12 protein-coding genes and 1 tRNA gene are annotated in these 13,454 nt (G+C 72.9%); 6 read left to right on the top strand and 7 right to left on the bottom strand.

Annotated elements, in window-relative coordinates; all coding sequences use genetic code 11:
• Window positions 1–71: 71 nt before the first annotated feature.
• The 3 genes from ACGFMP_RS07590 to ACGFMP_RS07580 all read right to left on the bottom strand — a co-directional run bounded on the left by ACGFMP_RS07590 (window position 72) and on the right by ACGFMP_RS07580 (window position 3,844).
• Window positions 72–1,040 carry a hypothetical protein gene (locus tag ACGFMP_RS07590; protein ID WP_393670936.1) on the bottom strand — a complete coding sequence of 323 codons (969 nt, stop codon included), beginning with the start codon at window positions 1,038–1,040 and terminating at the stop codon, window positions 72–74.
• The gene (locus ACGFMP_RS07585; protein WP_393670935.1) at window positions 1,037–1,714 is read right to left on the bottom strand and encodes a hypothetical protein; all 678 of its coding nucleotides are present in this window, start codon (window positions 1,712–1,714) and stop codon (window positions 1,037–1,039) included. The genes ACGFMP_RS07590 and ACGFMP_RS07585 overlap by 4 nt, the downstream gene beginning before the upstream one ends.
• Before the next feature lie 81 nt (window positions 1,715–1,795).
• On the bottom strand, window positions 1,796–3,844 hold the full coding sequence (locus ACGFMP_RS07580; protein ID WP_393670934.1) for an MFS transporter: 2,049 nt from the start codon (window positions 3,842–3,844) through the stop codon (window positions 1,796–1,798).
• A 179-nt stretch (window positions 3,845–4,023) separates the two neighbouring features.
• Here ACGFMP_RS07580 and ACGFMP_RS07575 point away from each other — a divergent pair, with 179 nt between their 5' ends.
• From ACGFMP_RS07575 to ACGFMP_RS07565, 3 genes are all read left to right on the top strand, one after another.
• Window positions 4,024–5,052, top strand: a complete 1,029-nt coding sequence (locus ACGFMP_RS07575; protein WP_393670933.1) for a peptidoglycan-binding protein — start codon at window positions 4,024–4,026, stop codon at window positions 5,050–5,052.
• A gap of 96 nt (window positions 5,053–5,148) precedes the next feature.
• The gene (locus tag ACGFMP_RS07570; RefSeq protein ID WP_393670932.1) at window positions 5,149–5,709 is read left to right on the top strand and encodes a hypothetical protein; all 561 of its coding nucleotides are present in this window, start codon (window positions 5,149–5,151) and stop codon (window positions 5,707–5,709) included.
• A gap of 184 nt (window positions 5,710–5,893) precedes the next feature.
• Window positions 5,894–6,544, top strand: a complete 651-nt coding sequence (locus ACGFMP_RS07565) for an HAD-IA family hydrolase (protein ID WP_393670931.1) — start codon at window positions 5,894–5,896, stop codon at window positions 6,542–6,544.
• A 21-nt stretch (window positions 6,545–6,565) separates the two neighbouring features.
• Here ACGFMP_RS07565 and ACGFMP_RS07560 read toward each other — a convergent pair whose 3' ends face one another.
• On the bottom strand, window positions 6,566–7,147 hold the full coding sequence (locus ACGFMP_RS07560) for a TMEM165/GDT1 family protein (protein WP_393670929.1): 582 nt from the start codon (window positions 7,145–7,147) through the stop codon (window positions 6,566–6,568).
• Between the two features lie 665 nt (window positions 7,148–7,812).
• Between ACGFMP_RS07560 and ACGFMP_RS07555 the strand changes: the two genes are divergently transcribed.
• Complete coding sequence (locus ACGFMP_RS07555; protein ID WP_393670928.1) at window positions 7,813–8,502, top strand: DedA family protein; 690 nt, start codon at window positions 7,813–7,815, stop codon at window positions 8,500–8,502.
• A gap of 157 nt (window positions 8,503–8,659) precedes the next feature.
• Window positions 8,660–10,078 (top strand): family 2B encapsulin nanocompartment shell protein, encoded by a 1,419-nt coding sequence (locus tag ACGFMP_RS07550; RefSeq protein ID WP_393670927.1) that lies wholly within the window; start codon window positions 8,660–8,662, stop codon window positions 10,076–10,078.
• 86 nt (window positions 10,079–10,164) lie between these two features.
• Here the strand turns inward: ACGFMP_RS07550 and ACGFMP_RS07545 are convergent, their stop codons facing one another.
• The 3 genes from ACGFMP_RS07545 to ACGFMP_RS07535 form a co-directional block, all read right to left on the bottom strand.
• On the bottom strand, window positions 10,165–10,914 hold the full coding sequence (locus ACGFMP_RS07545; RefSeq protein WP_393670926.1) for a DUF4239 domain-containing protein: 750 nt from the start codon (window positions 10,912–10,914) through the stop codon (window positions 10,165–10,167).
• Between the two features lie 19 nt (window positions 10,915–10,933).
• Complete coding sequence (locus ACGFMP_RS07540; protein ID WP_393670925.1) at window positions 10,934–11,230, bottom strand: hypothetical protein; 297 nt, start codon at window positions 11,228–11,230, stop codon at window positions 10,934–10,936.
• A 719-nt stretch (window positions 11,231–11,949) separates the two neighbouring features.
• A tRNA-Val gene (locus tag ACGFMP_RS07535) sits at window positions 11,950–12,021 on the bottom strand.
• Between the two features lie 173 nt (window positions 12,022–12,194).
• On the opposite strand from ACGFMP_RS07535, the gene ACGFMP_RS07530 reads away from it, so the two are divergent.
• Window positions 12,195–13,439, top strand: coding sequence for a hypothetical protein (locus ACGFMP_RS07530; RefSeq protein WP_393670923.1), 1,245 nt, complete (start codon window positions 12,195–12,197; stop codon window positions 13,437–13,439).
• Window positions 13,440–13,454 lie beyond the last annotated feature (15 nt).

The raw sequence follows: 13,454 nt of genomic DNA, 5'->3' as shown, positions 1-13,454 counted from the left end.
GCCGGAACAGGTGCGGCAGGCGGCCGTCCGGGGAGCCTGCCGCACCTGCGGTTCGGGCGGGTGCACCGAGGTCAGAGCGCGAGGAGCTGGTCGGTCATGTCGCGGTAGCGGGTGAGGGCGACCCGCAGTTCCTCGGTGTCCGCACCCTCCTTCCAGCCGGTGCGAAGCGCGGTCCTGCGGTTCTCCACGACCTTCGCGAGGTGCTTGATCGCGTCGTCCAGCACATCGTCGGCCTCCCGCACCGCGCGGCGCGGGTCGTCGACGAAGCCGCCGATGGCGTGCTCCATCCGGCGCCCGAGCCTGCCCGGCACGTCCGCGCCGGGAGCGGTCTCTGTGCCGCCGGTCGTGGTGGTGCCGACGGCCGTGTGCCCGGCGCCAGAGGCGGCCGCCGTGTCCCGGCCGGTGCCGCGGCCCGTGGTGGCGGACTTGGCCTGCTCACGGTCGATGCCGTGCTCCGTTGCGGACTTGCCCGCCAGGTCGCGGTCGCCGCCGAGGCTGCTGGTGCTGGGCCTGCCCGGCTCACGGTCGGTGCCGTGCTCCGTCGCGGACTTCGCCGCCAGGTCGCGGTCCGAGTCACGGCCCGTCGCGGACTTCGCCGCCAGGTCGCGGTCCGAGTCACGGCCCGTGGTGCCCGTCCTGCCGGCCTCGCGGTCGGTGCCGGACCCGGTGGCGGACTTCGCCGCCGTGTCGCGGTCGCCGCCGAGGCTCGTGGCGGCGGCGCTGCCCTGCTCCCGCACCGTGCCGGGTACCGCCACGGGCTTGGCTTCCGCCTCGCGGTCGGTGCCGGACTGCGTGGCGGACTTCGCCGCCAGGTCGCGATCGGCGGCCTTGTCCGCGGCGTCCGCGCCGGTCTTGTCCGCGGCGTCCGCGCCGGTCTTGTCCGCGGCGTCCGCGGCGGCCTTGTCCGACGTGGCCGCGTCCGTACCGGCGTCGCCGGCGGCAGCCCTGTCCGCCGCAGCCTTGTCCGCAGCAGCCTTGTCCGCCGCAGCCTTCTCCTGGTCAGACGTTCGGGACGTCTCGACCGAAGCTGTGTCTCTCACTGGTCCTCCTCCGTCCGTCCACGCCCTGTGAGCGCGGCAAGTCGCTTGCCGATGACCGGCTTGGATTCGTTCGGTGCCACTTCGGTCTCCCGCTCCGGCTCCTGCTCGGCCGCCGGGACGGCCTCGCGGTCGCGGGCGGTGCCGTCGGCGTGCAGCACGTCGTCGAACATCGCACGCGCCGAGACCAGCGCCTTGCGCAGATCCTCGGTGTTGTGCTTGCCGCCGCCCGTGGAGGCCTCGTGCACCTCCCGGTAGCCGTGTACGTAGTGCGGGTGGTGCACGGACAGCGCGTCCACGTGCTCCGGCGAGTCAGCCGCCGGGAAGCCGCGCTCCGCGGCGAGTTGGGCGATCAGCCCGTCCGCCCTCTCGACCGCCGCCGCCGGGTCCTCGACGAACTCCGCCTGGACCGCGGTCCACTGGGTCGCGTACCGCTCCTGCGCCTCGGCGGACAGTTCCCGCCGGTCGATGTCGCCGTACCGCTTGACGCGCTCGGTGAGCTCGCGCCTGGTGGCACGGATGTCTCCGTCGTTGCGTGCCAGCGTCCGTTCGTACTCGGGTCCGAAACGGCGCTTGAGGCCAGGGCCTCCTGAGCCGCGCTGCGTCATCACGGCCGCGACGATCGCGGCCACGATGACGACCGCCGCCACGATGGCGACAATCACTCCTGTGGACATGCCGTGCCTCCCAGTCCGTACGGTGTCACCCGTCCAGACGGTCGGCTTGCCGCGGATGGGCGGCGCAAACCCGTGTGCCCGTTATGCGGCTTCACCGCCTGCGGCGGGCTTCGCGCGGGGCCGCCGGTTCGGGTGGTCCGTGTCGCCGCCGCACAGCTCGGTGCTCAATTTCCTGACCAGGGCGGCGAGTTCCGCATGGCCCTCGGTGTCCCAGTCGCCGAGCAGGCCGGCCAGGACGGAGCGCCTGGCCTCGGTGAGGCGGTCGGCGAGCGCGGTGCCTGCCGCGGTGAGGACCAGCGGGTTGCCCTCGCGCACCGCGTAGCCGCCGGACTCGGCCTCGACCGCAGCGGCCTCGATGACCTCGGGGGGCACGGTGGTGCGCCGGGCGAGTTCGACAGGGTCGGCCCTGCCGTCGTGGGCGAGGCGGAGCACCAGCCAGCTGGTGGCGGGGCGGATGTCGACGTTCGCCAGCCTGGTGATGCGGAGGTAGAGGTCGCGGCGGGCGTCCCGGCTGCCGAGCAGCGACAGGCAGCGGGCGATCTCGTCGAGCGAGGACCGCTCCACGGGGTTGACGCCGACCGTCTCGCTGGCGTCGGGCACGGTGACGCTGCCCCGCAGCGGCTGCTCCCTGAGCAGCCAGGCCGTCGCGAAGCCGACCAGCGCGACCGGCACGGCCCACAGGAAGACCGTGGTGATGGCCTGCGAGTACGCGTGCAGCACCGGTGTCTTGATGGCCGCGGGCAGCCCGGCGATGGCCTTCGGGTCGGCCTGCAGCTGCCCGGGGTCGAAGCCGGCCGGCACCGGGATGCCGCGCAGCGCGGACGCCAGCTTGTCGGAGAGCTGGTTGGTGAAGATCGTGCCGAAGACGGAGACGCCGAAGGAGGCGCCGATGGAGCGGAAGAAGGTCGTACCCGAGGTCGCGGAGCCCAGGTCCTCGTAGCCGACGGCATTCTGCACCGCGAGCACCAGCACCTGCATCACCAGGCCGAGCCCGAGGCCGAAGACGAAGAAGTAGAGGCTCATCAGCCAGATCGCGGTGTGCTCGTCGAGCTGGTGCAGCAGCAGCAGGCCGACGGCGGTCACTGCGGTGCCGACGATCGGGAAGACCTTGTAATGCCCGGTGCGGCTGACGATCTGCCCCGACCCGGTGGACGAGATGAGCAGGCCGGCCACCAGCGGGATCATGTGGACGCCGGAGAGCGTCGGCGAGTAGCCGTGCACGACCTGGAGGAAGGTCGGCAGGTAGGTCAGGGCGCCGAACATTGCGAAGCCGATGATGAAGGAGATCACCGAGCACACCACGAAGGTCCGCTGCCGGAACAGCCGCGGCGGCAGCACCGGTTCCTCGGCCCGGCGTTCGGTCAGGATGAAGGCGGCGACCAGGACCACGCCGACCGCGCCGAGGGCGATGATGCCGGGCGAGCCCCAGGGCAGGGTGGTGCCGCCGAGCGAGGTGACCAGGACCAGGCAGGTGGCGGCGGCGGCCACCGTTGCCATGCCGACGTAGTCGATCCGGTGCGAGGTGCGGCGCACCGGGATGTGCAGGACGGCGGCGATGACGGCGAGCGCGACGGCACCGATCGGCAGGTTGATGTAGAAGACCCAGCGCCAGGACAGCTGTTCTGTGAACACGCCGCCGAGCAGCGGCCCGAGCACGCTCGCGGCGCCGAACACCCCGCCGAAGACGCCCTGGTAGCGGCCCCGGTCGCGGGGCGGCACGATGTCACCGACGATGGCCATGGACAGCGCGATCAACCCGCCGCCGCCCAGCCCCTGGAGTGCGCGGAAGGCGATCAGCTCGCCCATGCTCTGGGCGACTCCGCACAGCGCGGAGCCGATCAGGAAGATCACGATGACGGTCTGGAACAGCCGTTTCCGGCCGTACATGTCGCCGAGCTTGCCCCACAGCGGGGTGGCGGCGGTCGATGCGAGCAGGTAGGCGGTGACGACCCACGACAGGTGGTCGATGCCGCCGAGTTCGCTGACGATGGTGGGCAGCGCGGTGGACACGATGGTCTGGTCGAGGGCGGCGAGCAGCAGTCCGAGCGCGAGGGCACCGATCGCGATCCGCACCTGCCGCCGGTCCTGGCCCGCACCCGGCGCCGTGGCGGTGCTGGTGTCCTGGGCCATGGAACGGCTCCTCGCGTCGCCCCCCGACGGTCGGACTCTCATATTGGCACCGTTTGTACGGTTATGACCTGCGGGAGTGCGCCAGCGGGGAGGGGACCGGGTATGCGCCGGGATGTGGTGTCGGCATAATCACTGACACGTCTTTGCGAACGCGCGAACGACGGCGGGAGGGGAACCCAGTGGCGCCGCAGCAACCGGACCGTACGACAGGGCCGTACGAGCCTGACGACACCGATGTGACCGGTGGGGCTGCCGTGACCAGCGAGTACGGCGAGATCGCGGCAGACGGTGGCGGCGAGGTCCGGGCAGCGGAGCGCTCCGCGGAGCGGGCGGCCGCACTCGCGGTGACCGAGGGCTTCCACCCGCTGCGGGTACGCCCCTACGTCGGCGACCCTGACGACACCCTCGGCGGTGCGGGTTCGACGGTGCGCCCGCTGATCGACGTGGCCGCCCCGGACGACGGCGGCCCCGCGACCACCGACCTCGGGCTCTTCCCCGGCGCCTACACCGCGGTGGCGGCGGCCCACGAGTACCCGGCCGACGACGGGGCGCACGACGCGGCCGCCGCGGCGGCCGCGCGCGGGCGCCACCGGCGCCGGCGGCGCGGCATCGTGGTGGCCGCGGCGGCGGTCGCCGCGTCGGCGCTGGCCGCGGGAGCCGTGGCCGTCACCGGCTCGGTGATGGGCGACGAGCAGGGCGGCAACGGCCGCGCGATGCCCGACCCCGCCTCGGCGGCGCCCGATGTCACGCTGCCCGCGGGGGCGGCGCCCGGCGCGGTGACGCAGCCGGTGAAGGTCACCCCGCACCATCCGATGCGGGCCACCACGACGCCGTCGCCGAAGGTGACGCACTCCACCACCCCGCCACCCACGACCACCGCACCCACCACGACTCCTCCGGTGTCGGCTTCCGCCACCACGTCGGCGCCGCCGCAGACCACCCCGCCGCAGACGCCCTCCACGCCGCCGGTGCTCCAGGTCGGGGCGAGCGGGCCCGAGGTCACCGACCTCCAGCAGCGGCTGACCGAGGTGTGGGTCTACCACGGCCCCGTCGACGGGCAGTACGACTCGGGCGTCGAGAAGGCGGTGGCGACCTTCCAGATCTGGTACGGCGTCGACGGCGACCCCTCAGGGGTCTACGGGCCCGCCACCCGCGCCGCCCTCGTCCACGCCACGGGCTCCGCCGAAACCCCTTCTCACCACCACTGACCCCCGCGCGCCGGACCCCACCGCCCCGGACCCCACCGCCCCGGGCCGCCCAGCCGGGGCGCCCAGCCGGGGAGGCACCCGGGTAGGGTCGCCCGGGTGGCCTCCTTCGGACTCTTCCGGTTCCAGCTGGTCCTGCTGCGCAGGATGGCCGACCACCACCCGGAGCTCGTGGACGACGCGCTCCGCGCGCTCGGCGCGACGCACGCCGACCTGCGGGAGGCGCACCGCGGCTGGCAGGCGCGGCTGCACTCGCGGACGTACCCGGGCGGCGAGCGGGGCCACCGGCTGGCGCTCGGGCCACCGGAGCAGGAGATCGCACGCCGGGTCGGCGACCTGACCTGCCGCGCACTGTTGTGGCCGCTGCCGCTGTGGCCCGATCTGCGGTTCGAGGTGCTGTGCGCACCCGGCGGCTCCGCGGTGTGGAACGAGTGGCTGGTCCGCGCCCCCGGCCAGGCGCCTCCGCGGCTGGAGGGCGTCGAGGACCTGGCGCCCTGGTCGTGCGTCGTGGACGACGTGGCGCGGGCCTTCCCGCCCGCGACGCCGCTGCCGGCGGACGCGCCGAGCCGGGCGCGGCTCGCGGTGACGGTGCCGGGGACCGGCGAGCGGGTGGTGGCGCACTTCACCTGGGGCCTGCTGCAGTTCGTCGTGGCTCCCTGAGCCCGCGGTGCGGCCTGGTCCCGGGGTGGCGCCGCCGGCCAGGCGGTGGCGGCGCGCGGCGGTCCTGGGTGGCGGACCGGCCGAATGTTTTGTAAGTTCTAGGAACAAAGTGGTTCCGCCCGTTCGCCCTGACCGGACGGGCGGAACCACTGAGCAGCCCCGCGAGCAAGCCAGAGGAAGCCCCATGCCGTCCGTGTCCACCGCCCGCGCCCTGCTGCTCGACATGGACGGGACGCTCGTCGACTCCGACGCGGTGGTGGAGCGCTGCTGGAGCCGGTGGGCGATCCGCCAGGGCCTCGAACCCGCCGCCGTCCTGGCCGTGGTGCACGGCCGCCAGGGCCACGCCACGATGGCGGAACTGCTGCCGCACCGCCCCATGGCGCAGAACCACGCGGAGAACGCGGTGATGCTCGCCGAGGAGACCGCCGACCTCGACGGGGTCGTCCCGGTCCCCGGCGCCCCCGCCTTCCTTGCCTCGCTCGCCGGGCATCCGCACGCCCTGGTGACCTCGGCCGGCCGCGCGCTCGCGCTGGCCAGGATGGGCGCCGCGGGACTGCCGCTGCCGCCGGTCATGGTGACCGCGGAGCGGGTGGGAGCGAGCAAGCCGGACCCGGAGGGCTTCCTCAAGGGCGCCGCGGAACTGGGCTTCGCGCCCGAGGACTGCCTGGTCTTCGAGGACGCCGAGGTCGGCATCGCGGCGGCCCGCGCCGCCGGCATGCGGGTGGTCGGCGTCGGACCGCGGGCCGCCGCCCACGGCCCTTCGGCCCACGCGCCCTCCCTCGAGGACGTGCGGGTGACGGCCGCGGACGGGGTGCTCACGGTCACGGTGGGCTGAGGGCCGGCCCACCGCCCCCGCTCAGCCGGCGACCGCCTCGTACAGGCTGAATCCGGCCAGGACCACCATCACCGCCGCGGCGATCTTCGTGATCAGCGACAGCGGCACCCGCTTCATCAGCATGCGGCCGCCGAAGATGCCGAGACCGGCCACCGCCCACAGGCCGAGCACCGCGCCGATGCCCACCGAGACCGGGTCGTCGTAGCGGGCGGCCAGGTTGGCGGTCATGATCTGGGTGAGGTCGCCGAACTCGGCCACCAGGATGAGCATGAAACCGGTGCCCGCGACCTTCCAGAAGCTCTGGTCGGCGGGCGGCTTGACGTTCTCCTCGCCGTCGTCCTTGGACAGCAGCAGCATCGCCGCGCCCGCCAGGAAGAGCACGCCCACCACGCCCTGCACCCAGCGGTGCGGCAGGAGGGTCAGCAGGCTGCCTGCGGCGATGGCGAGCGCGACATGGACCACGAAGGCCGCCGCGACGCCCGCGAAGACGTAGGAGGCCCGGTAGCGGGTGCCGAGCATGAGACCGGCGAGCGCGGTCTTGTCGGGGAGTTCGGCCAGGAAGATCACGCCGAAGACGACGGCTATGACGGTGAGGCTGAGCACGGGGTCGGATTCCTCGATCGGTAGGGGCTGCCCTGCCGAGAGACACCTGCGGAGAAACGGGGTCGCTTCGGCACGGCAGCGTCGGGACGCTGCGGCCGAAGGTCTCGCTGGCCGCGTCACGTTTCCGCATCGCTGCCTCCGGGCGCCGGCCCAGGTCCCCTGCCGCGCCTGGCGGCGCCGCGTGCGAACCCGGGCAGTATGTCGACGGTCCGGCGAAGAGCTACTCCCCTTCTGCTGCCCACCAGTGTACGGGACGTCCGACCTGGGCAGATTTCCTCAACGGCACTTTTGCGGAACCCCCGTGGAACCGACGGTGCCGGGGCGGCGGCGCCGCGGCGCGGGCACTTCTCCTGGGAGCCGAGCGTTGATCCCGGAAGTATTCCTGTCGTGACAACGTCGTGATTGTCTCGTACGTCACGCACCCTGATCGGTACCGCCTGCCGATGCTGGCGTACGCTGTACGGCTGACGGTGGATGAAGATCCGCCGCCGTTCACGCGAGACCGGCACTGACTGCTCCGCAAGGCCTTGGCCAGCACAAACGGGCTCGGACACCACACGGATCAAGCACCGCCGGGCACCGGTGACACGCTCGCGTGCGCGGCATCGCAGGACCCGATCAGGACCCACGACGACGGTAGAACCGGCGAAGGACGAGGAGGCGCGGTGCTGCAAGGCCTGGGCTCTCTTTTCGAGTGGCCGTGGATCTACCTTCTCGTCGCGCTCTCCGTCCTGCTCGACGTCTTCGTGCCGGTGCTGCCCAGCGGTGTGCTGGTGGTCAGCGCCGCGACCGCCGGGTCGTCCGGCACCAGTGACGACATCCTCGACGTGCTCGCCCTGCTGGGCTGCGCCGCCGTGGCGTCCTGCCTCGGCGATCTGATCGCCTACCGGGTGGCCTTCCGCGGCGGCGACTGGTTCGACCGGCGGATGGCCAACTCGCACCGGCTGTCGGCCGCGCACGACCGGCTCGGCCAGGTCCTGGCGAGCGGCGGCGGCGCCCTGGTGGTACTCGCCCGCTTCGCGCCCGCAGGCCGCAGCGTGGTCAGCCTGGGGGCCGGCACGGCCCGCAGGCGCCCCGGGGAGTTCCTGCCCTGGTCGGCGCTCGCCGGCGTCTGCTGGGCCACCTACAGCGTGGGCCTCGGCTGGGCGGGCGGCGAGTGGCTGGGCGCCAGCTGGCTCGGCACCCTGATGTCCTTCGTCGCGCTGCTGGGCGCGGGCGCCTTCGCCGCCTACGTCTTCCGCCGCGAGCGCCGTACGGCGATCGCCGCGGCCGCTGCCTTCGCCGCGGTGCCGCTGACGATCCCGCCGCAGGGCACCGCGGGCCCCGACCGCAGCTCGGTCGTCGAAGCTCTCTGACCGCAACTCCGGCTGTCCCGGCGGCTTCTCGCCGCCCGCTGCACGCGGTACTCCCCCGTTGATGTCAAAAGTATTCTCACTCGATACGGCAATAGGCAGCACGCAGCGTGACGGAAAGAATACTCCCGTATCACACCCATACGGGAAGGACATGCACATGTCGGTTGATGCGGGCCAGGACACCGCAGTCGGCAATCCGCAGGACGACGCGCGTACGAGCCTGGACACCGCCGCCGCGCGGAATCTGGCCACGACGACCAAGTCCACCCCCCAGATGCAGGGCATCTCCTCCAGGTGGCTGCTGAAGGTGCTGCCCTGGGTGCAGGTCAACGCGGGCACGTACCGCGTCAACCGGCGGCTGAGCTATGCCGTCGGGGACGGGCGGGTGACCTTCGTCAAGACGGGGTCGCAGGTCCGGGTCATCCCGCAGGAATTGGGCGAGATCGCCGCCCTGCGGTCCTTCGACGACGCCGACGCGCTCAGCGCGCTGGCCGACCGCTTCGTCCAGCGGGAGTTCGAGCCGGGCGAGGTGCTGGCCGAGGCGGGGCAGCCGGCCGACACGGTCTTCCTGATCGCCCACGGCAAGGTCGAGAAGCTCGGCGAAGGGTCCTACGGCGAGCAGAACCGGTTGGGCATCCTGGCCGACGGCGACCACTTCGGCGAGCAGGCGCTGCTCAGCGGGGACGCCGAGTGGGGGTTCACCGCCCGCGCCGCCGCGGCCACCACCGCGCTCGTGCTGCCCAGGCAGGCACTCGAGCAGCTGCTCGGACAGGCCGCGTCGCTGCGCGACCACCTGGAGGCGGTCCGCTCGCTTCCGCAGCAGCGGTCCAACAAGCGCGGCGAGGCGAACATCGAACTCGCCTCGGGCCACAAGGGCGAGGCCGCGCTGCCCGCCACCTACGTCGACTACGAGGTCAAGCCCCGCGAATACGAACTGGGTGTCGCCCAGACCGTGCTGCGCGTCCACAGCCGGGTCGCCGACCTCTACAACGAGCCGATGAACCAGACCGAGCAGCAACTCAAGCTCACCGTGGAGGCCTTGCGGGAACGCCAGGAGCACGAGCTGATCAACAACCCGGAGTTCGGGTTGCTCAACAACGCGGAGTACGAGCAGCGGATCCAGCCGCACGCCGGCCCGCCGCTGCCCGACGACCTCGACGAGCTGATCAGCCGCCGCCGCGGTACCCGCTTCCTGCTGGCCCACCCCAGGACCATCGCGGCCATCGGCCGGGAGTGGACCAGGGCCGGCATCTACCCCGACCCGGTCGAGTGCCACGGCTCGACCGTCCCTGCCTGGCGCGGCATCCCCATCCTCAGCTGCAACAAGATCCCGGTCACCGAGGCCCGCACCAGCTCGATCATCGCGATCCGAACCGGCGAGGACAACCAGGGCGTCATCGGCCTCAACCAGACCGGCCTGCCCGACGAGTACGAGCCGGGGCTCAACGTGCGCTTCATGGGCGTCGACGAGAAGGCCATCATCAGCTACCTGGTCACCACGTACTTCTCGGCGGCCGTCCTGGTGCCCGACGCGCTGGGCGTGCTGGAGAACGTGAACGTGTCCAACTGGCGCTGAGCGAAGACGCGCTGAGCGCCGCACACAGGAGTGTGGCCCCGCCGCCCGGTCAGGTCCGGGCGGCGGGGCCACATTCGTGCCCGCGGTCAGACCAGTTGGCGGAAGACGTCCGCGGAGACCGCCAGACCGCTGCCGAAGGGCGCGTCCAGGTCCCAGATCAGGAACAGCAGGAAGGCGATGAGTGCGCTGAACAGGCCGGCGAGCAGCAGCTCCTTGGCCGACCGCCTGATCTGGAGGGTGAAGATCAGCCCGACCGTCACCAGCGCGCCGGTGATGAGGCCGAACCACACCACCCCGGGCATCGTCGCACCGGCGCTGCTCCCGCGTGAGGCCCGCGCCATGTCGGCCGCGGCGACCTCGTCCACGACCGGCTGGTACGCCTGCGCCGCCAGGTCGCTCTTCGGGGCGAACTGCGTCACGTCGGTACGCACCCGGTCGAGCAACTGCGTGCCCCGCGGCGAGAGTTCACCGTGGTCGCGCATGTAGGACCACTCCTTGTCGGCGACGAAGGCGGCGTAGGCGTCCACGTCCGCCCGGATCCGGTCCCTGACGTCGGCCGGATAGACCTGCACCCGGGCCTTCACCTCGTGCAGCGCCTGCGCCTCGGCCAGCACATCGGTCTGCGCCCCGCCCCTGCCCTCCCACACTCCGGCGATCGCCAGGCCCAGCACGATCGCGTAGATCACCCCGATCATCATGACCATGTACTCGATGACGTCCGGCGTCTGGCTCGGGTCGTCGTCCTCGGCGATCCTGCGCTGCCTGAGGACGACCACGGTGATGACGACGGCGCAGACCGCGGCCATCGCGATCAGCAATACCACCCATTGCGACATCTGAACTCCCCCTCGCGTCCTACCGGTTGCTCCTGCGATACGCCCCGGAGCCGGGCTTGAGCGCGGCTGCCGCGAGCAGCCCTGGGACCGTCGTGAGCAGCAGCGTGGTCGTCAGCCGCCGCCGGTGCTCCACGGGCGCTGCGGCCGGTGTGACCGCCTGCCGCGGCCAGTGCACGACGGCGGGCGGCGCGGGTTTCGGCTTCGGTGGCGGCGGCTTGGGCGGCGCGGGCTTCGGCTTCGGCTCCGGGACGGGCCTGATCACGGGTTTCGGTGCGGGCTTGGGCTGCGGTTTCGGCTCGGCTACGGCTCTCACCACCGGTTTCGGTCTCGGCTTCGGTTTCGCTGCGGGTGGCGCCGGCTTCGGCGCGGGTACGGGCTTCGGCGCCGGTTTCGGCGGCGGCACGAGCCGGTGGCAGTGCAGCGGCGGGGGCCATTCCCAGCGCGGGTGCCATGTCCCGCACCAGTACGCGGGGCGCGGCAGGCGTGGCCGGTGCAGCCGCGGCCGGTGCGGCGGTCTGGGTCTGTGCGGCCGGTGCCACCGGGGCCGGTGCTCGGGCCGGTGCCTCGGCCGGTGCGCGTGCGGCGGTCCCGGACGGGGCCGCGGCACGTGCGGATGGACGGACACCCGTACCGGTTCAGGCACGGGTACGGACAGGTGCACCGGCAGGTGCACGGACACGGGTACCGACGCGGGTACGGACACGGGTACGGGTACGCCTACGGGCACGGGCGGGCGCGGGTGGCCGGGGGCGGCCTCCGCCACCCCGCTGAACCCCCACGACCCCACAGCCGCCGTCACCACGGCAAGTGCCGCCCACGTCCGTACGCGCTTCCCCCTCGGAGTGCTCACGCGTTCATCGTCAGCACCCGGGCAGTCGCCGCGCCCGCATACCAGGGCGGTTCCCCGAAAGGAGTAACAGACCCGGCAAACCCTCGATCACCTGCGCGAATCGGGTGACAGCCGGCCGCGCCCCGCAGCGGTCGGCGCGGTGCCGCATGCGGCGGCGGGGAGGAGGGGAGGAGAGAGGGATGGGGTGGGCGTGGACGGTTTCGAACCGCCGACATCCGCCTTGTAAGGGCGGCGCTCTACCACTGAGCTACACGCCCCGGGGATTGCGACGTCACAGGTTACCCCGCCGCGGGGGCAGATCGGCAAGCGCGTACCCCCGACCCGTGGGGGAAGTATGCGGGCAGATCGACCGGGCCGTGTGTTCGGCGCGCGCGGGTGGGAGTATGGAGCCGATGGCGGTGGGCGGCGAGCGCGGGGAGAGAGAGTCACGGTGACGACGGCACGTTCGTGGTGGCGGCGCGGCGACAACCTGCGCGCCGAGGCACAGGCCGCGAAGGACGCCGCCGCACAGGCGTTCTACGAGCTGGACACCGCCCAGCGCGAGCTGGAGATCTCCATCGAGACGATCTCGGCGGTCGAGCAGTCCCCCGAGGCGAGCAGGGCGCTGTCCGGCTTCCGGTCGCTCGGCGAGAAGATCGACCGGGTCAGCGCGGCCTACATCGCCACCGTCGACGCCCACGACCTGGACCGGGACGAGCTGGACCACGCGTCCGCCTCCCGTGCGGTGAGCGAGCTGACCAGGGCCAAGGACGACCTGGTCAACGCCAGGACCGAGCTGGAGCGCTACCAGTCGACCGTGACGCCGCTGCTGGACCGGGCGGAGACCCAGCTCGCGCGGCTGGCACCGGCGCGCGAGCGGGCCAAGCAGTCGCTGCTCGCGGCGAGCAACGCGCTGGACGAGGTGCGTGCGGCAGGGATCTCCGCCGACGACCTCGCGGCCCGGCTCGCGGCGCTCGCGCCGGAGCTGACCAAGCTCAACGAGGGTCCGGCCAAGCACGGCGTGAAGGAGACCGTGCAGCGGGCCGACGACATCCGCCGCAAGGCGGAAGCGGTGCGCGCCGAGGCCGAACGGCTGCCGGAGCAGGCCAAGGAGATCGACAAGCGGCTGGTGTCGCTGCGTACCCGGGTGCAGGCCCTCGGCACCCGCGCGGAGGGCGTGGCGCCGGTGCTCAGCGAATTGCGGCGGCGCTTCTCGCTGGCGTGCTGGCAGGACCTCCAGCAGGTGCCTGAGCAGGCCGCGCAGGCCGTCAGGCAGGCGGAGGCGACGCTCGCCGAGGCGCGCAGGGCGCGGGACGCGCAGCAGTTCGAGCAGGCCACCGCGAAGCTGGCCGCCGTGCGGGCGCTGATGGACGACGTGGACGGCGCGGTGGGCGCGGCAGGCGACCGGCTGCGGCGGCTGAACGAGGTCCGCAAGGACCCGAAGGCCGAGGTCGAGCGGACCCGCTTCGTCATCAGGGACGCGCAGCGGCTGGCCATGCAGGGCCGCTCCACACCCGAGCCGCGGCACGCCAGGCCGCTGGACGAGGCGGTGGCGAGGCTGGACCGGGCGCTGGCCGGGCTCGAGGGCCGGCACCCGGACTACTGGGCCTTCCTCACCGAGACCGCCGCGGTGCGCGAGACGGCGAACCGCGTGGTGTCCAACATCCGGGAGGACCGGGCGGCGGGCCGGGCCTGACGCCCGGTCCTGCCC

The organism is Streptomyces sp. NPDC049040, from assembly GCF_043197715.1.
GTDB lineage: Bacteria > Actinomycetota > Actinomycetes > Streptomycetales > Streptomycetaceae > Actinacidiphila.
The sequence above is the reverse complement of the archived record's forward strand: the minus strand, read 5'-3'. Positions and strand labels throughout refer to the sequence as shown.

What these genes read in the sequence shown, in the direction of transcription:
- ACGFMP_RS07585 (WP_393670935.1), bottom strand. Translation starts at nt 1,714, where the DNA reads ATGTCCACAGGAGTGATTGTCGCCATCGTGGCGGCGGTCGTCATCGTG.
- ACGFMP_RS07580 (WP_393670934.1), bottom strand. Translation starts at nt 3,844, where the DNA reads ATGGCCCAGGACACCAGCACCGCCACGGCGCCGGGTGCGGGCCAGGAC.
- ACGFMP_RS07565 (WP_393670931.1), top strand. Translation starts at nt 5,894, where the DNA reads ATGCCGTCCGTGTCCACCGCCCGCGCCCTGCTGCTCGACATGGACGGG.
- ACGFMP_RS07550 (WP_393670927.1), top strand. Translation starts at nt 8,660, where the DNA reads ATGTCGGTTGATGCGGGCCAGGACACCGCAGTCGGCAATCCGCAGGAC.
- ACGFMP_RS07545 (WP_393670926.1), bottom strand. Translation starts at nt 10,914, where the DNA reads ATGTCGCAATGGGTGGTATTGCTGATCGCGATGGCCGCGGTCTGCGCC.